21 protein-coding genes are annotated in these 19,728 nt (G+C 41.1%); 8 read left to right on the top strand and 13 right to left on the bottom strand.

Annotation, left to right across the window (positions count from 1 at the left end; all coding sequences use genetic code 11):
- Positions 1–66: 66 nt before the first annotated feature.
- The 4 genes from FNH22_RS25010 to FNH22_RS24995 form a co-directional block, all read right to left on the bottom strand.
- A complete protein-coding gene (locus FNH22_RS25010; protein WP_143401300.1) occupies positions 67–783 on the bottom strand; it encodes a TIGR00730 family Rossman fold protein in 717 nt (238 codons plus the stop codon).
- Positions 784–870: 87 nt separating this feature from the next.
- Positions 871–1,779: a TIGR01777 family oxidoreductase gene (locus tag FNH22_RS25005; protein WP_143401242.1), complete on the bottom strand. Its 909-nt coding sequence runs from the start codon at positions 1,777–1,779 to the stop codon at positions 871–873.
- A 121-nt stretch (positions 1,780–1,900) separates the two neighbouring features.
- Complete coding sequence (locus FNH22_RS25000; RefSeq protein ID WP_143401241.1) at positions 1,901–3,166, bottom strand: OmpA family protein; 1,266 nt, start codon at positions 3,164–3,166, stop codon at positions 1,901–1,903.
- A 98-nt stretch (positions 3,167–3,264) separates the two neighbouring features.
- Positions 3,265–4,182 carry a LysR family transcriptional regulator gene (locus tag FNH22_RS24995; RefSeq protein WP_143401240.1) on the bottom strand — a complete coding sequence of 306 codons (918 nt, stop codon included), beginning with the start codon at positions 4,180–4,182 and terminating at the stop codon, positions 3,265–3,267.
- A 245-nt stretch (positions 4,183–4,427) separates the two neighbouring features.
- On the opposite strand from FNH22_RS24995, the gene FNH22_RS24990 reads away from it, so the two are divergent.
- The gene (locus FNH22_RS24990) at positions 4,428–5,342 is read left to right on the top strand and encodes a DMT family transporter (protein WP_185154399.1); all 915 of its coding nucleotides are present in this window, start codon (positions 4,428–4,430) and stop codon (positions 5,340–5,342) included.
- Positions 5,343–5,397: 55 nt separating this feature from the next.
- Here FNH22_RS24990 and FNH22_RS24985 read toward each other — a convergent pair whose 3' ends face one another.
- From FNH22_RS24985 to FNH22_RS24960, 6 genes are all read right to left on the bottom strand, one after another.
- Positions 5,398–6,123 carry an autotransporter outer membrane beta-barrel domain-containing protein gene (locus tag FNH22_RS24985; protein ID WP_143401238.1) on the bottom strand — a complete coding sequence of 242 codons (726 nt, stop codon included), beginning with the start codon at positions 6,121–6,123 and terminating at the stop codon, positions 5,398–5,400.
- A 293-nt stretch (positions 6,124–6,416) separates the two neighbouring features.
- Positions 6,417–6,995, bottom strand: a complete 579-nt coding sequence (locus FNH22_RS24980) for a NifU family protein (RefSeq protein ID WP_143401237.1) — start codon at positions 6,993–6,995, stop codon at positions 6,417–6,419.
- Between the two features lie 104 nt (positions 6,996–7,099).
- Positions 7,100–8,512: a dicarboxylate/amino acid:cation symporter gene (locus tag FNH22_RS24975; protein ID WP_143401236.1), complete on the bottom strand. Its 1,413-nt coding sequence runs from the start codon at positions 8,510–8,512 to the stop codon at positions 7,100–7,102.
- 34 nt (positions 8,513–8,546) lie between these two features.
- Positions 8,547–9,869 (bottom strand): dicarboxylate/amino acid:cation symporter, encoded by a 1,323-nt coding sequence (locus tag FNH22_RS24970; protein ID WP_143401235.1) that lies wholly within the window; start codon positions 9,867–9,869, stop codon positions 8,547–8,549.
- Positions 9,870–9,886: 17 nt separating this feature from the next.
- Positions 9,887–10,960 carry a chorismate synthase gene (gene aroC, locus FNH22_RS24965; RefSeq protein WP_143401234.1) on the bottom strand — a complete coding sequence of 358 codons (1,074 nt, stop codon included), beginning with the start codon at positions 10,958–10,960 and terminating at the stop codon, positions 9,887–9,889.
- A 148-nt stretch (positions 10,961–11,108) separates the two neighbouring features.
- Positions 11,109–12,560 (bottom strand): BatD family protein, encoded by a 1,452-nt coding sequence (locus FNH22_RS24960; RefSeq protein WP_143401233.1) that lies wholly within the window; start codon positions 12,558–12,560, stop codon positions 11,109–11,111.
- Positions 12,561–12,716: 156 nt separating this feature from the next.
- On the opposite strand from FNH22_RS24960, the gene FNH22_RS24955 reads away from it, so the two are divergent.
- On the top strand, positions 12,717–12,902 hold the full coding sequence (locus FNH22_RS24955) for a hypothetical protein (protein ID WP_143401232.1): 186 nt from the start codon (positions 12,717–12,719) through the stop codon (positions 12,900–12,902).
- Positions 12,903–12,941: 39 nt separating this feature from the next.
- Here the strand turns inward: FNH22_RS24955 and queG are convergent, their stop codons facing one another.
- Together queG and FNH22_RS24945 are read right to left on the bottom strand one after the other, a co-directional pair.
- Positions 12,942–13,877, bottom strand: a complete 936-nt coding sequence (gene queG / locus FNH22_RS24950) for a tRNA epoxyqueuosine(34) reductase QueG (RefSeq protein WP_143401231.1) — start codon at positions 13,875–13,877, stop codon at positions 12,942–12,944.
- 46 nt (positions 13,878–13,923) lie between these two features.
- On the bottom strand, positions 13,924–14,142 hold the full coding sequence (locus FNH22_RS24945; RefSeq protein ID WP_143401230.1) for a hypothetical protein: 219 nt from the start codon (positions 14,140–14,142) through the stop codon (positions 13,924–13,926).
- A 95-nt stretch (positions 14,143–14,237) separates the two neighbouring features.
- Between FNH22_RS24945 and FNH22_RS24940 the strand changes: the two genes are divergently transcribed.
- Complete coding sequence (locus FNH22_RS24940; protein ID WP_143401229.1) at positions 14,238–14,717, top strand: RNA polymerase sigma factor; 480 nt, start codon at positions 14,238–14,240, stop codon at positions 14,715–14,717.
- Positions 14,710–15,291: a hypothetical protein gene (locus FNH22_RS24935; RefSeq protein WP_143401228.1), complete on the top strand. Its 582-nt coding sequence runs from the start codon at positions 14,710–14,712 to the stop codon at positions 15,289–15,291. The genes FNH22_RS24940 and FNH22_RS24935 overlap by 8 nt, the downstream gene beginning before the upstream one ends.
- A gap of 23 nt (positions 15,292–15,314) precedes the next feature.
- On the opposite strand, the gene ruvB is transcribed toward FNH22_RS24935, so the two are convergent.
- A complete protein-coding gene (gene ruvB / locus FNH22_RS24930; RefSeq protein WP_143401227.1) occupies positions 15,315–16,343 on the bottom strand; it encodes a Holliday junction branch migration DNA helicase RuvB in 1,029 nt (342 codons plus the stop codon).
- Positions 16,344–16,664: 321 nt separating this feature from the next.
- Between ruvB and FNH22_RS24925 the strand changes: the two genes are divergently transcribed.
- Genes FNH22_RS24925 through FNH22_RS24910 form a run of 4 tightly spaced genes read left to right on the top strand, consistent with a single transcriptional unit; the run spans position 16,665 to position 19,691 of the window.
- A complete protein-coding gene (locus tag FNH22_RS24925) occupies positions 16,665–17,699 on the top strand; it encodes an FAD:protein FMN transferase (protein ID WP_143401226.1) in 1,035 nt (344 codons plus the stop codon).
- Positions 17,699–18,433: a bifunctional 2-polyprenyl-6-hydroxyphenol methylase/3-demethylubiquinol 3-O-methyltransferase UbiG gene (locus FNH22_RS24920; RefSeq protein ID WP_143401225.1), complete on the top strand. Its 735-nt coding sequence runs from the start codon at positions 17,699–17,701 to the stop codon at positions 18,431–18,433. Before FNH22_RS24925 ends, FNH22_RS24920 begins: the two co-directional genes overlap by 1 nt.
- A 48-nt stretch (positions 18,434–18,481) precedes the next feature.
- Entirely contained in the window at positions 18,482–19,222 is a 741-nt protein-coding gene (locus FNH22_RS24915; protein ID WP_143401224.1) for a ZIP family metal transporter, read from the top strand.
- A 49-nt stretch (positions 19,223–19,271) separates the two neighbouring features.
- Entirely contained in the window at positions 19,272–19,691 is a 420-nt protein-coding gene (locus tag FNH22_RS24910; protein WP_143401223.1) for a helix-turn-helix domain-containing protein, read from the top strand.
- The last annotated feature ends 37 nt before the right edge of the window (positions 19,692–19,728 follow it).

The raw sequence follows: 19,728 nt of genomic DNA, 5'->3' as shown, positions 1-19,728 counted from the left end.
AATTGTATTAATAAAAGTAGAAATCCTAAGGAATAGTTCAAATGAACTGCCTGGTTTTTGTAAATACTAGAAATTGGGCGAAAGTAAGTACTTGGAGTAAAACTCGTCAATAGCTGCTACCGCCTCTGTTGGTGTCTCCACCAGGTGGAAGAGGTCCAAGTCAGATTCGCTGATCGTTTTCTCATCTGCCAGCAACGCCGCTTTTATCCAGTCTATTAATCCTGACCAAAAGGCTTTTCCTACCAGTACAATAGGGAATCTTCCAATTTTCTTTGTTTGGATCAGTGTCAGGGCTTCAAACAGTTCATCCAATGTACCGAAGCCACCGGGCATAACAATAAACCCTTGTGAATACTTTACGAACATCACTTTTCGAACAAAGAAGTAATCAAACGTAATAAGTTTATCCGGATCAATGTAATCATTTCCTTTCTGTTCAAACGGTAAGATAATATTCAGGCCAACGGATTTTCCACCTTCTGAACTTGCGCCCTTGTTGGCCGCTTCCATAATACCGGGACCCCCCCCTGAAATTACTCCATAACCATGGCGTACCAGTTTGGCAGCGATCTCTTCTGCCATTTTATAGTATTCATGGTCCGGCTTAGTACGAGCAGATCCAAAAATAGTAACACACGGTCCGATCTTGGCCAGCTTCTCGAACCCTTCTACGAATTCGGACATCACCTTGAAGATCACCCATGAATCGTAACTTTTTATTTCATTCCAGTCCCGTTGTTCAAATGCTTTGATGATCTTCTGCTCGTCATCCTGAGTAGGCATGTTGGGTTGATCTATATGATCGAATTTGGCTTTTTTAGCGTCCATAGCTCGTCTGTTAAAAAAATAATTAAGTAAAATTCTTGTAAATTATGTCAGCAAATTTTGCAATGCAGGCTTAATTTCCGTGAAATCAAACCGGAAGCCTGCCTGCTGGATTTTTTCAGGAGATACCCGGCTGCCTCCTAATATCATAGAAGCCATTTCGCCTAGTATCAATTTAAGCACAAATCCAGGAACATTGGGGAGAAAAAAGGGTTTATTAAGCATTTTGGCGCTCAACTTTGACAGTTCTTTGTTAGTGACAGGATTAGGAGCTACAGCGTTATAGATGCCTGTAGTGTTTTCGTTTTCCATGGCATAAATAAACATATTACACAGGTCATCCAGGTGTATCCAACTCATGTATTGGTCGCCGGGTCCCAAAGGAGCGCCAACACCCCATTTAATCGGTTTCGTGATCTCTTTTAATGCACCTCCTTTCTCACTGAGCACTACGCCTATTCTTAATTTGACCGTTCTGATGCCTAGTTTATCTATTTCATCTACTTCAGCTTCCCAGACTTTTGTGACGGTGGCCAGGAAGTCATCTCCAAATCGGCTATCTTCTTTTTTCCACACGCCGCCGGAATCCCACCCGTAATAACCAATGGCTGAAGCTGATATAAATGCTTTTACCTGGTGCGCATTTTTTTCCAGTGTATCTTTCAGTAGTTGTGTAGATTTTGTTCTACTGTCGCGGATCTCTTTTTTCCGTTCTTTTGACCACGGTTTATCCGCTACACCTGCACCGGCCAGATGCATGATATAGTCTACATTTTCCAGTGCGCTTTCGTCGATAGTACCTTGCCCGACGTCCCATCCGAACAGTGCAATGTCCGAGGACTTTTTTGGATTCCTGGTCATGAACCGAACATTATACCCCTTTTCTTTTAGCAGTTCTGTAAGCCGCGAGCCTACCAGACCGGTGCCTCCTGTTATGAGCACTGTTTTAGACATATTGTAACTTTAAATACCTTGTAGAAAAACGGTATGCAGGGCGAAAAGTTTTTATTGTAGCCACATACATAACATTTTCACATGAGCGGGGCTTTGGGATACTCTTTTTGAACCGAAGTCTTCATTTCCCTTTGATGATCTCAATTTCTATCCTGTCATTGAAGCCGGACAATGGTCCGTTTTGAGGGAATAACATGGTGCTGCCACCCTCGGCTGCCGTCTTTATCCTTTTGGATGAAACGCCCTGATCCACCAGATAATCTCGAAATAAGGACGCCCGGTAAGCTGTTAATTGCTTTGGCGAAGCTGAAATTTGTTTATTTCCCTCAGCACGTACAAAATAGTCAGGGCTTTCATCGCGGATAGTGGCATTACGCTGGAACTTGCCATTACAATGGCTATGGATTTTTATTTTATACTTTGGGTTTACCTTTAACATTTCAGCAAAAGCATCCAGTTCCGGCTTTGAAGTGGCTGTGAATATGGCAGAATTACTCAGAAAACGGACATTGTTAAATTCAATGTAATCACCTCTTTTTGAGCGTTTCAGGGCTTGAGGGACGACTACCTCCTCACTTGCTGCAGCCTTCAATTCTTCATAATTGATAGTAGTTGTCACAGGCTTATATCCCGGAGCGTTGACCACCATCAGGTAAGTTTTTTCGGAATTCTTAGGAGGACTTAACTGAACGGTTTCGTTGGAACGAAACGATTCGAAGCGTGTATCTCTTTCATTTTCAAGAATATAAACCTGCCCCTTGACATCTTCGTTGGTATCCGTTCCGGTGAGTTTGAAAAAAAAGGAAGTGAGATTCGGGTCTCTTTTATTTACTGGATTTTCAGAAATTACTACTTCGTCAGTAACATCAGGTTCAGCTACCTCTGCAATAGTCATAATCTCTTCTTGTATTTCTTCTTCCGGCTCCACCATTACGTCCGATTCTTCTTCCTCAGCCTGGGCCATTACTTCTTCTTCTTCTTCCGGGGTTTCCTGAACCAAAAGTTCATCAGAAACTACTTTTGTCAGCTTGCCGGAATATACCCAACTGTCTTTAAACAGGGTCTGCGACCGTAGTTGAGCGCCATAGGCATAGGCTTCTTTTTTATCCTCTGTTTCCAGTAGTATGACATAATAGACGTCCCGTTCAGCATTAAGCGCGTAACTCGGATTATACTTTTGTTCATCGATTTGTGAGGCAAAACGGAGGGCATTTTCTTCAGAAGAATAGGCGCCTGCAATGACATAATAATGCCGTCCCGGGGAGCCCTGACCGAAGCATTGGACATGAATAATGAAAAATAAAACCAACGTATACAGACCGTATGTAACGTTTTTACTCAATTGATTGATAGTAACTTTAGACACCCCAAGAATAATCAAATCCATATCAAATCACTAATATCATGGATTAAATCATTGTTACCCACTTAAAGATATACTTTTTGCGCCGTTTTGAATAAAAAAATCGGAGATGGGTCTCATCATTATACTACCACCGTGGCAGTCGATTCGCACAATCCATTGATGTTACACTTTAAGTGGGAAATGAAGTTATCAAGGTATTGCGGCCGCTCTGAACCTTTTAACGTGATAGCATACCAGTTCCTGTGAAGGCCTTTACGGGTAACAGGTATCGAGACCAGGCTTTTATCCTTCAAATAGGGCGCTATGATCCATTTGGCTATGACTTTTATACCCATTCCGGCTTTTATCATTTGTACTGCAGCGTCCGTAATTTGAATGGCAGTGACTTTTTTAGGCCTGATCCCTTCAGGGTTGAGCACTTGCCTGAACAACGTCACGGATTCCAACGGAAATGAGTGAATGAGTACCTGCTGGTCTGTGAAGTCTTCTGCTTTTATGTACTGTTTTTCAGCCCAGGGATGATGCGCCGGTACAATAGCCACCAGTTCATCTGTGAACAATCTTTCTGCATGAATTTGGGAATTGTCCACGTCTCCACTTACAATGGCTAAGTCCAATTGTCCTTCGAGTATCAGCCTGATGGGTTCCAGTGCCGTTTCGGGAAAGATCTCTACTTCTACATTCGGAAACTCCCGGTTAAAATCGATCATGAGAGAAGGCAGCCAGTGGTAGCAGGTATAACATTCTGTGGCAAGACGTATGGACCCTATATCTCCACTGGCATATTTCTTTACAGAAATTTCCGCTTGCTCCAGCTCCGTTAAGATTTTTTCGGCAGATGCCAATATTATTTTGCCCGCTCCGGTCAATACCAACTTTTTGTTTACCCTATGAAACAGGGGAGCCCCTAATTGACTTTCCACTTCCTTCAGTTGATGGCTTAAGGCGGATTGAGAGAGATAAAGCCTGTCCATTGCTTTGGTAAGACTGCCTTTTTCCGCTACCTCTTTTATCAATCTTAAATGTCTTATTTCCATAGTCTAATGCTTTCTTATTCAGCTAAATATCTGACTTAACATAGTGAAATTGTGATATTAAAATATTTCATGAATATAAGAAAATATATTCATCCTATTAATAGAACTGGAAATTTAGCAAGGCGTTAACATTGATTTACATAGATATTGATAGGGCCGCAAGAATCGGGTTTTAAAGAGGTCTATGATACAATAGTTTTATTCAGGTCTAAAATATAAAGCCTATGCAGTTAAAAAATTTTCTAATGTTATTATTACTGGCCACTCTTTGGGGACCTTCCTTCCTTTTCATAAAGGTGGCAATTGTTGAAATACCTCCGGTCACTTTGGCGGCGTTGCGCATCGGCATAGGCGCTGTTTTTATCAATTTGTACCTCTATATGAGAGGAGGAAGCTTTATTAAGGAACTCGCTTTTTGGAAGCACGTGACCATTGCCGGGTTTTTCGCACACGCGTTGCCATTTATACTCATCAATTGGGGTGAGCAGTACATTGACAGTGCTATGGCTTCTATTCTTAATGGGCTTACGCCTTTGTTTACCATTGTTATGGCCAATTTTGTCATTGAAGATGATAAAATGGACGTTAAGAAAATTCTGGGCACGATATTGGGCTTTATCGGGTTGATGGTTTTGATCTCTCCCAGTTTGATATCAGGTATTAAGGCCAGTGTCTTAGGAGTGGTAGCCGTGGGTATCGGAGCCGCAAGTTATGGTGTTGCATTGGTTTATTCACGATTGAATTTAAAGGCAGTTAAGCCTGTATACGCTCCGGCATCACAACTTTTGGTAACGGCAGTATACCTGGTTCCTTTTGCATTTTTAACGGATGGCCCTGTGAATTTGGCTTCACTTTCCTTTAACGCAATAGGTTCGGTTTTGATACTGGCAGTGCCAGGTACTGCCATGGCTTTTGTGGTGTATTACAAGGTGTTAGAAAAGGCCAGTGCATCGTATCTCTCTTTGGTCACTTACCTGATGCCTATTTATGGTGTGGTTTTGGGGGTTACTGTGTTAGGTGAAACGATTACCATGGAAACATTTATTGGAGCGATACTCATTTTATCCGGGATTGCCATAGTCAATGGTATTCTACGTCTTCCGAAATGGAAGATGAAAGTAAGACGTGTTAAAGCTGAAAATCCGGTGTGTAAACAATGATCTAATCAGCAAGAAAAGGGGACATGACGTCATGTCCCCTTTTAATATAATAATATTAGAAGAAATAATTGATCACGAAAAGCCTCTCAAAAGCTATTTCATTGACCAGGTTAATATTCAAACTGTTAGATGAGATATCATCAAAACGTTCAGTAGCGCCTGAAACGTATCGGATTTCCCGATCTGAAGTAGCATGGCTAAAGCTTAAATTCCCAAGGTTCGTTTCTATTGAAAAACGATCGCCCAGGAAAAGGTATAATCCCAGGTTTATTCCCAGGTTAAACGATACGCGGTCTGTTTCATCCGTTGATTCATCGATAACCTCTTGTGAGTTCACGTTGAAAGCGGAGCGGTCCATTTCTTGGTTTGAAATAGCAAAATTCACTTCGGGCTGAAAAAAAGTGCCGAACCTGCCAACAATAGGATAATACTTTCTTACAAAAAAGCCTGCCCCATAACTGTAGGATTCAAAGTTACTTTTATCAAGTCTGTCATTAAATTGATCTTCCGTATCCTGGCTGTTGGATGAAATGGATAGCCCTGCACCGATCAGGAGCCGGTCTTTAATGAACTTACCTACGTAAGGCCTGAAGCCAAAAGACCGACTGTCGTTTATCCTGTACCTGTTTCTTACATTGTCTGCATCCTGTTCTGAAAAGTTAATGTTGATCCCCCCACCTATCACATGTTTTCCTTTTAAAATGGGGTCTACGTGTTGTGATTTTAATGAGTAAAAGAATGGCGTTAAAAGGATCATGGAAAAAATAATGCTGGTTTTCATAAGTTATGTTTTTGATGAGTTAATAAGTGGTGATTAATCAAAAACATTGCCATTTCGCCTTTCCAGCATCACTTGTAGGTGCTATGAGATTCTACATCATTGGTAGTCAATTGGTTAAGATTGAATGAAAATATTTATTTGAGAACAGCATGGTAAAACATCAACCAGGATCACTTGAATTTTAGCGATGCGATAAATGAAAAAAATAATACACTGCCCATATTACTCTTTGAGGAACGGGCATTTTATTCTTGCAGCGTGATATAGATTATGTCACCTTATAAGATCAGGAACTATACGCCTTCTGCTTCAACAGCCTGAATTTCAGGAAGCATTCTTTTCAAAAGATTTTCAATACCGGCTTTGAGAGTTACCGTGGATGAAGGACATCCACTACAAGAACCTTGCAGCAATACTTTTACTACACCGTCTGTGTAAGAGTGGAACGCGATGGCGCCACCGTCTTGTTCTACTGCCGGCTTAATATATTCGTCTAAGATACCTTTGATCTTTTTTACTGTTTCAGAGTCGTTTTCATCGAAAAGAGGGGCGTCTTCTTCCAGCGTAATGACCGGTTTTCCAGACTCAAGGTAAGTTTGAATATGGTCTTTTAATGTTTGTTTTATTTCTGCCCATTCAATATCTTCCTTCTTGGTAACTGTTATGAAGTTACTCATATAGAAAACCCTGCCTACAAAATCATATGCCAGTAATTCTTCTGCTAAAGGAGCGTTTTTTGCACTGGCTGCATCCGGAAAGTCATGGCTTTGGCCTTCAGGTACCAGCATGAAATTAGCTACAAACTTTAGCGAATTAGGATTAGGGTTTGCCTCTAAATATAGATTTACAACTTTTGAATTTTCTATTTGCATGACTTATTCTTTTGCGTTAGAATGAAAACAATATTCGGTAAAGTTAGTTCCGGCAAAGTTAAGGATTTAACACCATTCCGAATCTCCTAACTGTCCCGGTGTGGTTAAGAATATTTGGTCAGCTCTCCTTCTGATTTGGCAATTAGCGTAGAAACTGTAGCGTCACCTGTTACATTTACCACAGTGCGGCACATATCCAAGGGTCTGTCAATCGGAAAAATAATGGCCACCCATGCCGGATTTAAACCTACTGACTGCAACACAATGATCATCATAATTAAACCGGCGCTTGGTACGGCTGCTGCTCCTATAGAAGCCAATGATGCCGTTAGTACAATGGTCAGCTGCTGAGCAAAGGTTAAATCCACCATATGTAACTGTGCCATAAAAATAACCGCTACAGCTTGATGCAGACTGGTGCCGTCCATGTTAATAGTGGCTCCTATAGGTAATACAAAGCTTGAAATGCTTCTGGGTACACCCATATTATCTTCCACACATTCCATAGTAACAGGCAAAGTTGCCGCGCTCGAGCTTGTTGAGAATGCCAGGAATTGCGCTGGACTCATATTTTTGAAAAACTCTTTGTAGCTGACTTTAGGTACAAAGAGTTTTAAGATCAATGGATAAAGAATAAAGGCGACAAAAAATAACCCGCCAAGCAGTGTTATGGCATACGACCCTAATCCAAGAAAAATTTCAAATACCTCGCCAGGTGTATCGGCCATTTTAGCGATTACCCCTGCCAGCAGGGCAAACACGAAGAAAGGCGCTACCTTCATTACGAGCTCTACCATTTTGAGGAAAATAGAATTAATTCCTTCTACAAAAGCAATCACAGGAGCTGCCTTATCTTTAGGAATAAGAATGATGGTGATGCCAAAGAAGATCGCAAAGAATATTACCTGCAACATCAATTGGTTATTTGAAATGGAAAAAACAATGTTTTCAGGTACTACATCAATAAGGAACTGTAGTGGCTTACCTTCTTTTTTTTCTTTGGCCGCACTTACTTTCTTTTCCAAGTCACTCTTTTGGGCTTCTGTTAGCTGATGCAATTCTTGATCAGGAGACAGGTATTGAGCATATGTCGGATCATTCAGGTACGATTTGCCGTCCTGGGAAGGTCCCATTTGGTTGTCTTGAAGCCAGACTTCATAGGACAGCCTGTTTTTAATCCTTTGTTCCTGGTCAATACGTGTGCCTGGTTTAATTACATTCACGAAAATTAACCCCACACCAATGGCCAGAAAGGTAGTGGTCATATAAGCCCCGAGGGTCTTACCCCCCAAACGACCTAATTTGGAGACATCGGTTAAACCTGAAACCCCACTAATGATTGAAAACAAGACGAGTGGGATGGCAATGAATTTTAATAGCCGTATAAAAATGGTTCCAAAAGGATCAATCCAGTTGATGGTAAACTCATTCCATCCCAGTGCGCTGGATAGGAAGGCCCATATAACTCCGAGAATTAACCCAAAAATGATCTTTACATGAATAGGAAGTTTTTTCATAATACTCAGATTATATTATTGTGGACCATTGACGCTATGAAGATTGCTCGGTGGTGAGTTTTTTATCGAAATCAGGGTCTAATTCACCTTCTGTTGAAGCAACTACTACAGCAACTGAAGCATCTCCTGTAATATTTACCATGGTTCTGACCATATCAAGAATACGCTCAGGAGCCATAATAAGTGCAATTCCGGCTGCAGGTATACCTACAGCTTCCAGCACGATAACCAACATCACCAGGCCCGCTCCGGGAACTCCCGCAGTTCCAACAGCCGCCAGAGTTGCCGTAAGTACTATGGTTATTTGTGAACTAAGAGTTAGCTCAAGTCCCATGGCCTGTGCAATAAAAATTGCGGAGACCCCCTGATATAAACTCGTACCATTCATATTTATGGTGGCACCGAGTGGAAGCACAAAACTGCTCACTTCTTCAGAAACGCCCAGTTGTTTTTCCACTCTGTCCATGGTTACTGGTAAAGTAGCTGTACTTGAACTTGTGCTAAACCCTAAAAGCATGGCTGGTCGTATTCCTCTAAAGAATTCTAAATATTTGATCTTGGAAAAGTACCTTATGAGAATGGGATAAACAAATATCATCATCAAGAACATGCCTATAACGACCGTTATGGTGTACCAAAGAAGAGCGTACAATAGTTCCCATGCTTTTTCGGGATTATCTCCGGCAATTTCAATGATCAACGAGGCAATCAGAGCAAAGACACCATACGGGGCTATTAACATAATGTACTGTACAATTTTGATAATAACATCGTTGATACCATTGAAGAACCCCAGTACGGTTGCTCCCTTTTGCTTTGGGACCTGCAATAAAGCTACGCCTACTAATATGGCAAAAAATACTACCTGGAGCATTCTGCCATTTTGGGTGGTTGCAAAAAAGATATTATCAGGGACCATGTCTATTAATGGCTGTAAAGGACCCCTTGTTTTTACTTCCTCTGCTGCAGAAATTTGACTTTCGGCATTGGAATCATACAAACTCATTAAATTTTGCCGGGTTTCCTCCGGTAGCTTATGCCCGGGTTTCATAACAGCTACTAATGATAACCCGACGGTGATGGATATAACAGTAGTAAGCACAAAAATGCCTAACGTTTTACCTCCCATTCGTGACAGTTTGGAAACATCGCCAATATTTGCTACACCTATGATCAGAGATGCCAGAACCAACGGAACGGCTACCATTTTTAATGAACGAATGAATATGGTTCCTATGGGTTTTATAAAGTCAAGAGTGAAACCTGAGAGTCCTTCAAATTCAAGGCAAACCATGCCGAAGATCAATCCCAGCGTCATGCCAATCAAAATTTGAGTGTGCAGTGCGAGTTTTTTCATGTTATATTAAGATTGGATCACAATTTGGTTACGCTATTTATCAGGTAGAAATCTACGATTACAAGTGCAGCCATAGCTTCTACAATAGGCACTGCCCTGGGCACAACGCAAGGGTCGTGGCGACCTTTACCAGTCACGGTTACTTTTTCACCCTTTTCATTCACACTATCCTGGTCCTGCATGATAGTAGCCACCGGTTTAAAGGCTACATTAAAATAAATATCTTCCCCGTTGGATATGCCCCCCTGTATTCCGCCTGAAAAGTTGGTTTTGGTTTTTACTTTACCCTCTTCTTCGAAAAATTCATCATTGTGTTCTGAACCTTTCATTTTTGTGCCCTGGAAACCACTGCCATACTCAAAACCCTTGACTGCATTGATCCCAAGCATAGCTGATCCCAGTTTAGCATGAAGTTTATCAAATACCGGCTCCCCTAAACCTGCAGGAGTATTTTTTATAACACATGTCACAAGGCCTCCTATAGTATCTCGTTCTTTCCTTATGGTATCGATCCGTTCGATCATCTTTTCTGCGGTAGTCGGGTCGGGGCAACGAACAATGTTATCCTCCACAGTACTTAAATCCAATTCACTGTAGTGCGGTGCTTCAATATCACCGACAGCGCTTACATAGGCAGTGATCTCAACGCTTAACTGTCGGAGGATCTGTTTGGCAATGGCTCCTGCGGCCACTCTGGCGGCGGTTTCCCTTGCAGAACTGCGCCCACCTCCTCTGTAGTCACGCACGCCATACTTTTCAAAGTAAGTGTAATCTGCATGAGAGGGTCGAAATTTGTCTGCTATATGTGAATAGTCTTTACTTTTTTGATCCTGGTTGTAGATGACCAGCGATATAGGTGTGCCTGTTGTTTTACCTTCGAATACTCCTGATTGTATTTCAAAGCGGTCATCTTCCTGACGTTGCGTTGTGATTTTAGACTGGCCTGGTTTTCTGCGCGTCAGTTCCGACTGAATGAATGCCTCATCTATATCTAAACCGGGCGGGCAACCGTCTATGATTACACCAATGGCTTTTCCATGAGATTCGCCGAACGTAGTTATTTTAAAAAGGTCACCAAATGAATTCCCCAATTGAAATCTGATTTTTTTCCTTAAAAGTCGGCTAAGTTAATTAATAAAACTTCGAGCACAAAAATGCCAAAAATGTCCTAAACGACTTCTTTATCAGCATGAGCAATGACAAGAATCATACATACTCAATCTGTCGGAGGGCTTTCTATCACTTTTTTATGAAAATGTACGCTGAGGTCAGCAACATTCCTAAAATCAAAAGGTTAGCAACTATCTTGGTCCATTCAAAACGATCATTGCTTAAGAGGGTATTGTCTTCAAAGGCTATGCGGTCGTAGAAAGACCCCAGGTCATTAGATTGTATAGACTCATTTTTTTTGCTTTCTCCTTTTACCGTCACCTGAATGTTTGACTTGAGGGTGTCGTATTTCTCAGTATTTGGATTAAAAAAGACCCAGTTGAAATAGTCTTGTAATGCATATGTGCCGGGTTCTTTTGGAATGCCAAAATAGCTGTATGACTTAGACCCCGTTACTCTGCTATTTCTTCGGTTGATCTTTTGCGTTTCATTCGGATCATAAAAATCAAAATTCTCACCTCCATCGACTACAGGATTACCTACGCCGGAAATATTACCCTCACCATAAATGTTAAATTCATAAGAGAAACTTTGGCCGGTCTCCAGGTTTTCGGAATTAATGCGCTCGTCGAGCAAGTAATCCCCAACGGCTACCTGGTCTTTCAGAGGATGTGGTGGTAATTCCTTTACCTTTACCATTTTTTCCTTTGAATAGAAGGTTTTAAAATCTTCCTGCCTGTTCTGTCCAAAGAAAGAAGGGTTTTTAGCCACTTTGTATTTGATCATTTTTAAGCCTACCGAAGGAAAAGTGATAGTCTCCGAGTTTAAGGGATAGAAAACCCCTTGATACACCTTGTATTGGGTATATCGCTTATTTCGGATGTTTACTGGCTCACCATTGATGTTCTCAATGTTAAAGTTTTCCTCCCAGCAGTTTTCAGGGCGTACTTGTTTTAAAATGTCAGAAAGCTGTTTGCCCAACTCGTAGAATTGCAAAGGAGCGCGGTTATTGTCCGCTACGTAAAAGGACAATGTAGTGGTAAACCCTTCTCCAACGTATACCTCTTTTTTACTGGTGGTTAAGGCCAGGAAAGCGTCATCAGCTATATCCACGAACTCTGTGTCACCCTTGTCGTTGAATGTGTCAAACGGATCTCTATCAAACAGGCTTTTGAAAGGATCGCGACGTTGTTGCCGTTTTACCGGAGGACCTACCGTGATCGTTGTTCCTTGTGACTTGACGGTTTTGCCATTAATGGCCATACTAAAAGGCGTTAAGCGAAAGGTACCTTGTCTGGTGGGAACATAGGTCATTGTGATACTTTGTGAGGAGGATATTTGGCCGTTAATGATCTGGGTACTGGATGAAGATGACGTTCCACGTTTCCGAAAGCCTTTAATGTCTGGAAAGTCATCATAGCTTTTCAATCTTTCATTAGAAACTGTCAATGTAATGGTCCAGGCCTGGTTCTCGCCGATTTGCGACGGACCTAACTCAATACTTGCCTCTTGCCCAAGAGCTAACTGACAGGTAATCAGTAATATACTTAATGATGCAAAAAGATGTCTTATAACAATCATCACATTAATCATGTTAATGCCCTAATATTTTATTTACACTTCACACTTCCACACGTAACAAAGTTATAGCAATCTCTGTATATGCTATTAGTTTTTTGTATATTATGGTTGTACGATGCGGCCATTATTATCGTTACCAGATAGACTTCTATCAATATGTTAGACTACGTAAAAATTATTTTGCTTAAAGTTAGCTTTGACAAAAAACTTTTTGAAAAAGAATTAAAAAAGGCCCTCAAATCACTCATTGGAGAAGAGATCGACGAACTAAGAAGGTGGTGTTTTGAAAAATTCAATGATGAGCATCCACTGGTATTACAGCGCTGCTTTGTAATGGTGTAGACGTGAAATACGGTTGCTTGTTAGCCTTTAGAAAGGATATTATTTTTTTGAAAAGGAAATATTTCTTTTCAAGCCAGTGAATTTTGTTCTTTTTAGGGCTGATTTTCTAAACAGTGTGTTAAAAACATCTTCAGTCATCTCCTCCCAGTCCACTGTGTTAAGCTCAGCTAACTGATCATGAGGACTGAATGCTGGCTCTGAATGGGGTTTGCTGAACCTATTCCAGGGACATACATCCTGGCAAATGTCACAGCCAAATACCCAGTTATCAAATTTGCCTTTAAACGTGTCCGGGATATTGTCTTTTAATTCAATGGTAAGATACGAAATGCATCTACTGGCATCCACTATGTAAGGCTGTGGGATAGCTTCTGTAGGGCAAGCGTCAATGCAGGCAGTGCAGGTACCGCAGTAGTCTTTTACCGGACCATCAAACTCCAATTCCAGGTCGGTGATCAATTCCGCCAAAAAGAAGAAACTTCCACTCTGTTTGTTAAGTAATAGTGTGTTTTTTCCGATCCAGCCCAGCCCGCTTTTTTGTGCCCATTGTCGCTCCATAACAGGTGCACTATCTACGAAAGCACGTCCATTAATTTCTCCGATCTGTTCTGTGAGGATATTCAGAAAGGCCTTTAGCTTATCTTTTATCACAAAATGGTAGTCTTTACCATAGGCGTATTTAGCAATTTTAAAATGGTCTTTTTTTGCCAGATCCTGTTTCGGAAAATAGTTGTATGCCAGGGAAACAACTGATTGTGCTCCCGGGACCAGTTGGGTAGGGTCAAGCCGTTTATCAAAGTGATTGGCCATGTACGCCATTTCACCATGATGATTTTGTTTAAGCCATTTTTCCAGCCTTGGAGCCTCATCTTCCAGAAATTCTGCTTTAGAAATACCGCAATACATAAAGCCCAGTTCTGCAGCTGTTTTTTTTACAAGTGCGGTGTTACTGTATTTTGCTGAATGCCTACCCATTATCTACAAATATAGCTGTTTGGCCAGCTTTCGTAGTATTGTGCTATCAGCGTCTGGGTTTTAACATCATTTTAGTAGTAAGCAAAACTACTTCAGTAAATATGGGCACGTATTTAGTCTGTTTATTATTGACCTTGATCTGGGCCTGTACATTTCTCTTATCGGATTTAACAGGAGTAGGGGTAAGGCAAACATAATTTGTAATAAGTAAAGCTACAATCAATCCGAGCGCTATGATGAATTCTTTAAAATGTTTCCTAACCATGACTTTCTCGTTTTCTTTGTTATGTTAGTACGCTGGATTTATGTTTTATTACAAATTCTAATACTTTTTTTCATCGACGGGTCAATACGGGATAAATGAAGTCGGACGCTTTCTTTAAGGAATTTGTCGAAGACAATAAAGCTACGATCTATAAGATATGCCGTGCATATGCAAACGATAGTGAAGAACTCAAGGATTTTATTCAGGAAGTGACCATTCAATTATGGAGGTCTCACCATAAATTCAGAAATAAGTCCAGGCTATCTACCTGGGTGTATCGTGTTACATTAAATGTATGCCTTACACTGGCCAGGAAACAAAAGAGAGGAGTGGATACAGTAGCACTTTTGGAGACCGATGTTCATGAAAGTGAGTCAGAAGCCGAAAAAGAACAGGTGGCCATGCTATATAAGAGTATAAGACAGTTAAAAGAATCTGACAGAGCCATTATATTGTTGTACCTGGAAGATAAGAGTTACAAAGAAATGGCAGAGATATTAGGGATAACAGTTACAAACGTAGGGGCCCGCGTCAATCGGGTGAAGAACCAGTTGAAAGAACTTATCAATGGCTGAACTGGACATTAAAGACATATGGAATAAAAGCATTGTTCGACCTGAACGAGTAGAGTTTCCTGGGATAGAGCATATCGAGGGTGCCAGGTCAAGGAACGTCTTATTTTGGCTTCGCGTAATTCTTACCATTGAATTTTGCCTTAATCTCGTAATAACACCCATTGCCATTTATTTAGAGATACAAAGAGGCTCGTGGATCACTGTGGTCTTTTTGATTGTGGTAGGTGTAGTTTACTTTTTATATTTCCTTTTTCTGATCCTGAAGCTAAGAGCGTTTGATTTCTCCGGGGATGTAAAGGTGAGCCTCACGAAAATCTACAATTATTTGAAGTTCTATTTGTTACACTATAAAGTGGTGATGTTCCTGTCATTATATTTTGGTGGGTTTTACGGGTACTATGAAACAGCTTCGGAAAAAGGGCAATTCATTTTTGCAGAACATGTGTGGCCATTATTACTGGTTACCGTGATTTTTGTACCTGTTTATCTCCTGTTCCATTTTTTGATCAACCTTATCTATGGGCGGAAGATCAAAAAGCTAAGGAAGATCCTTGAGGGCCTGAAGGAAGAATAATTTCAGCAAGGTTGCTGATCGGATCAATCAAACAATCCCATATTTTTACTGGGGGGCACAATTTTTAAGTGTTTGTAGGCCAATTCGGTTGCTTCCCTGCCTCGTGAAGTTCTTTTAATATATCCTTCTTGTATCAGGAAAGGTTCATAAACTTCTTCGATGGTTTCACCTTCTTCACCACAAGCTGTGGCGATAGTAGAAATACCCACAGGGCCACCCTTAAATTTTTCAATAATGGTAGAAAGAATACGATTATCCATATCGTCCAGGCCATGCTCATCCACATCCAGTGCATTCAGGGCTAATTGTGCGATGTCTTTGGTAATGGTGCCATCCCCCTTAATATCCGCAAAATCCCGTGTTCTGCGCAGCAGGTTATTTGCAATACGAGGTGTGCCCCGACTTCTTCTGGCGATCTCATAAGCTGCATCATCATCTACGGGAGTGTTTAAAATATCGCATGATCTTTTTACGATGCCTGTCAGTATCTTAGCATCATAATACTCCAGGCGCGCATTAATGCCGAACCGTGCCCTTAGCGGAGAAGTAAGCAGCCCGGAACGTGTGGTAGCGCCTACCAGCGTAAAAGGGGATAGGGTAATCTGTACTGTTCTTGCACTCGGCCCGGAGTCCAGCATAATATCAATTTTATAATCCTCCATAGCTGAATACAGGTACTCTTCTACAATTGGATTCAGGCGGTGGATCTCATCAATAAACAGTACCTCATTATCTTCCAGGTTGGTCAATAAGCCCGCCAGGTCACCGGGTTTATCCAGTATAGGGCCGGAAGTTATCTTGATGTTACTTCCCATTTCTGTGGCAATAATGTGGGAAAGTGTTGTTTTACCTAGTCCCGGAGGGCCATGAAGTAATACATGATCCAGGGGTTCACCTCTTTTTTTTGCAGCCTGAACAAATACGCTGATATTATCGACAATTTTCTGTTGTCCGGTAAAGTCACCAAAATTTAAAGGACGTAATGCACGTTCAATCTCATGTTCTTCTGAGCTGTAATTCTCGTCGTCTGCCTGTAAATAATCTTCTCTCATAAGATAACTTGCCTCAAGTAAGCAACGATAATAATATCGAATCTAATTCTAACGGATCCAAATGTATTGCTTACACCTCACTAAGTTAAATAACCCTTGATTAACCCACGTGATAATTGCTTAAAAAGCGCTCGCTCGTATGGAGCAGAGGGCAGAGGGTGTGGCGCATGGAGGAAGGAGCATAGCTTGTGTTAGGTCAGGCTTGTTGAAATAAGTTACTCTTGAAGCTTTGCTTCATGCGTTATGCCGGGTTGGAAATAATTCAAGCTATACTACCCTCAACCTTCTCAATTAATTAGTTTTGCCCGCAAAAAAGGATGAATGAGTAATCGATATAAAAATATACTTTACACGGTATTGGTTCTTCTGGCAATGTACCTGGTATATGAGTATCGTCAAACGGACGAATCGGCGCATATGGTATATTTTTCAGGTAAAACCATGGGGCCAATCACCTATAACGTCAAATATTTCGACGCAGAAGAACGTGATTTTCAAAAAGAAGTTGACTCTGTGTTGATGGTGTTCAATCAGTCCTTAAACACATATATTCCTTCCTCGGAGATAACACAATACAATACGGACACATCTTTTCAATTTGAGTTGCCCTATTTCCGCGAGGCAGTTTTAGTCAGTAAGGAGTTATATGAGCTCACAGAGGGAGCTTTTGATCCAAGTATTGGGCCGCTTATCAATACCTGGGGGTTCGGCCATCAGAAAGCAATTGTTATGGATAGCACGGTGATCGATTCGCTCCGTCAATTTACAGGCTTTGACAAAGTACAGTTTGATGAGAAACATATAACCAAAACGGATAAACGTGTACAGTTAGATTTTAGCGCTTCAGCCAAGGGATATGGAGTGGATGTGGTGACAGAGCTGTTACAAAGTAAGGGCATTACCAACGCTTTTGTGGAAATAGGCGGTGAGGTAAGGGCTTCAGGTATTAACCTACAGTCGGGCGAAAAGTGGAAGGTGGGCATATTGGACCCTAATTCAGAAGAGCTGGACCAGCGTTTTGTCAGTATTATCTCATTATCAGATAAGGGGATGGCCACTTCCGGAAATTACTTTAATTATCACATTGTCGACGGAGTGAAATACGGTCACACCATTAGTCCGATGACGGGTTACCCGATCCAGCACTCTTTGCTAAGTGCTTCTGTGATTACTGATAACTGTCACACGTCAGATGCGCTGGCTACCGCATTTATGGTATTCGGGTTGGAAAAAACCAAGGCATTTTTAGAGCAACATACGGAGTATGATGCATATCTTATTTATAGTGATGAAACCGGTAAGTTAAATACGTTTGCAACACCGGGAATAGCGTCATTTATTAACCCAGTGCAGTAATGCCACAAAGAAAAGAATGGTTTGGCGAGTGGTTTGACTCACCCTACTATCACGTACTCTACAAAGAGCGTGATAATAAAGAAGCAGAACAGTTTATCAATAAGCTGGTAGAAGTGCTACATTTTTCTGAGGAGGATAAAATCCTGGACGTGGCATGTGGAAAAGGGAGGCATTCCATTCACCTTAATCAAAAGGGGTTTGATGTGGTGGGCATTGATCTGTCCGAGCAAAATATTGAATTCGCCCGGCAATATGAAAATGAACACCTTCATTTCTACGAGCATGATATGCGTGAAGTATTTGCCAGAGAAGGATTTGATGTGATTCTGAATCTCTTTACCAGTTTTGGCTATTTTGAGGCCAAAGAAGAGAATGAAGTGGCTATAAAAGCCATTGCCGCCTCTCTTAAAAAAGGGGGCACATTTCTTCTGGACTTTTTAAACCCTTACACGGTAATCCATAACCTGAAGCTTTCTGAAGAGAAGGTAATGCACGGGATTACTTTTAAGATCTCAAAAAAACTCGAAGAAGACTTTATCATTAAAGACATTCATTTTTTTGATCAAGGAGTGCCTCATTATTTTCAGGAGCGGGTACGAGCCATTCGGCGGATAGAGTTTCTTGATTATTTTCATCGTGCCGGTTTAAAAGTCAAAGGAATATATGGTAATTACAGTTTTGAACCCTATGAAGCTGAAACTTCTGATCGAATGATATTCATTGTTGATAAATAAAACCCAAATGCAACATTGTTGTATATTTGCATTCAATTAAAAAAACTGATGTTCGTTGATCTTCTTATTTTATTTTTGGCAGCCTTTACAGGAGGTATTTCCACATTTGCCCTGCCCGAAGTCCGGTCCAGACATTACAAATTAGCCCTTGTCTTTGCAGGGGCCTACCTGTTTTCTATTACCATCATACATATTTTGCCTGAGCTTTTTAGCCACACAAAACAGCCCGGTACCATAGGGCTTTATGTGCTGGCAGGTTTTTTTTTCCAACAGTTTCTGGAATATTTTACCGACGGGGCAGAGCATGGCCATGTTCATGAGCATGAAAAGGGTGCCTCGCATTCTATTAAGGGTTCTGCTATGCTACTTATTGCCATGTTGATTCACTCTTTTTTGGAAGGGTCCTTACTGGCGCACCCCAGCACTATTCATCCACATCATGATAGCAGATCCTTACTGGCAGGTATCGTTTTACATAAGGCCCCGGCTGCTTTTGCATTAATGTCCATTTTGTTATGTTCTATGAAGAAGAATGTAGCCTTGCTGTTTCTCATCATTTTCGCATTGGCATCTCCTATCGGACTGCTGATAGGTGATTTTTACGTTGAGAACAGTAAACTTTCAGATGAGACATTTTCCATTCTGTTTGCCATAGTCAGTGGTAGCTTTCTACATATCTCTACCACGATAGTTTATGAAAGTAGCGTTGATCATCACTTCAATGCACGCAGGCTTGGAGTAGCCCTGGCGGGTGCGTTGGTGGCCATTATGGCTGAGGTTTGGTTTTAAAAACTATTTTCTTGCTAAAATATTATATTTATGCTAACTTGATATAGTTATGCAAAATATACCCTGTCCAAGATGTGATTCACGCACTGTAATAAAAAGCGGTATCGTTAACAGCAAGCAGCGCTACAGGTGTAAAAAATGTAATTACTTCTTTACAGTCAATAAATTAGGGAAGAGAATTGATGATTACTACGTTATCAAGGCCCTTCAGCTTTACCTTGAAGGAGTGAGCTATCGAGAGATAGAAAGACTGCTGGGGGTGAGCCATGTATCTGTTATGAACTGGGTGAAAAAATACCAGATCAAACCCCCGGAACGCTATGAATACCGGCCCACCTATCGCATTTTGAGTCATGAAGAATTACAAAATGTTATTGCTGATCCGGAGTATATGAGCGGATCCGGGATGATTATCACAGAACTTGGAGATAAATTCATGCTCATAAAATGGGAGCGTTTCCATTCTTGAAAACTATACTATTAGCAAAAGTATATATCCAATTAGC

The sequence above is a fragment of the Fulvivirga sp. M361 genome, from assembly GCF_007097395.1.
Taxonomy (GTDB): Bacteria; Bacteroidota; Bacteroidia; order Cytophagales; family Cyclobacteriaceae; genus Fulvivirga.
Note: the sequence above shows the minus strand (reverse complement) of the source record. Positions and strands in the feature narration are given on the sequence as shown.

Excerpts from the sequence above, each read along its gene's own strand:
- FNH22_RS24960 (WP_143401233.1), bottom strand. The coding sequence starts at position 12,560 with ATGATTGTTATAAGACATCTTTTTGCATCATTAAGTATATTACTGATT.
- FNH22_RS24920 (WP_143401225.1), top strand. The coding sequence starts at position 17,699 with ATGCCACAAAGAAAAGAATGGTTTGGCGAGTGGTTTGACTCACCCTAC.
- FNH22_RS24980 (WP_143401237.1), bottom strand. The coding sequence starts at position 6,995 with ATGCAAATAGAAAATTCAAAAGTTGTAAATCTATATTTAGAGGCAAAC.
- FNH22_RS24910 (WP_143401223.1), top strand. The coding sequence starts at position 19,272 with ATGCAAAATATACCCTGTCCAAGATGTGATTCACGCACTGTAATAAAA.
- FNH22_RS24990 (WP_185154399.1), top strand. The coding sequence starts at position 4,428 with ATGTTATTATTACTGGCCACTCTTTGGGGACCTTCCTTCCTTTTCATA.
- FNH22_RS24925 (WP_143401226.1), top strand. The coding sequence starts at position 16,665 with ATGAGTAATCGATATAAAAATATACTTTACACGGTATTGGTTCTTCTG.
- FNH22_RS25005 (WP_143401242.1), bottom strand. The coding sequence starts at position 1,779 with ATGTCTAAAACAGTGCTCATAACAGGAGGCACCGGTCTGGTAGGCTCG.
- FNH22_RS24970 (WP_143401235.1), bottom strand. The coding sequence starts at position 9,869 with ATGAAAAAACTCGCACTGCACACTCAAATTTTGATTGGCATGACGCTG.
- FNH22_RS25000 (WP_143401241.1), bottom strand. The coding sequence starts at position 3,166 with ATGGATTTGATTATTCTTGGGGTGTCTAAAGTTACTATCAATCAATTG.
- FNH22_RS24945 (WP_143401230.1), bottom strand. The coding sequence starts at position 14,142 with ATGGTTAGGAAACATTTTAAAGAATTCATCATAGCGCTCGGATTGATT.
- queG (WP_143401231.1), bottom strand. The coding sequence starts at position 13,877 with ATGGGTAGGCATTCAGCAAAATACAGTAACACCGCACTTGTAAAAAAA.
- FNH22_RS24940 (WP_143401229.1), top strand. The coding sequence starts at position 14,238 with ATGAAGTCGGACGCTTTCTTTAAGGAATTTGTCGAAGACAATAAAGCT.
- FNH22_RS24985 (WP_143401238.1), bottom strand. The coding sequence starts at position 6,123 with ATGAAAACCAGCATTATTTTTTCCATGATCCTTTTAACGCCATTCTTT.
- FNH22_RS24995 (WP_143401240.1), bottom strand. The coding sequence starts at position 4,182 with ATGGAAATAAGACATTTAAGATTGATAAAAGAGGTAGCGGAAAAAGGC.
- FNH22_RS24915 (WP_143401224.1), top strand. The coding sequence starts at position 18,482 with ATGTTCGTTGATCTTCTTATTTTATTTTTGGCAGCCTTTACAGGAGGT.
- ruvB (WP_143401227.1), bottom strand. The coding sequence starts at position 16,343 with ATGAGAGAAGATTATTTACAGGCAGACGACGAGAATTACAGCTCAGAA.
- FNH22_RS25010 (WP_143401300.1), bottom strand. The coding sequence starts at position 783 with ATGCCTACTCAGGATGACGAGCAGAAGATCATCAAAGCATTTGAACAA.
- FNH22_RS24935 (WP_143401228.1), top strand. The coding sequence starts at position 14,710 with ATGGCTGAACTGGACATTAAAGACATATGGAATAAAAGCATTGTTCGA.
- FNH22_RS24955 (WP_143401232.1), top strand. The coding sequence starts at position 12,717 with ATGTTAGACTACGTAAAAATTATTTTGCTTAAAGTTAGCTTTGACAAA.
- FNH22_RS24975 (WP_143401236.1), bottom strand. The coding sequence starts at position 8,512 with ATGAAAAAACTTCCTATTCATGTAAAGATCATTTTTGGGTTAATTCTC.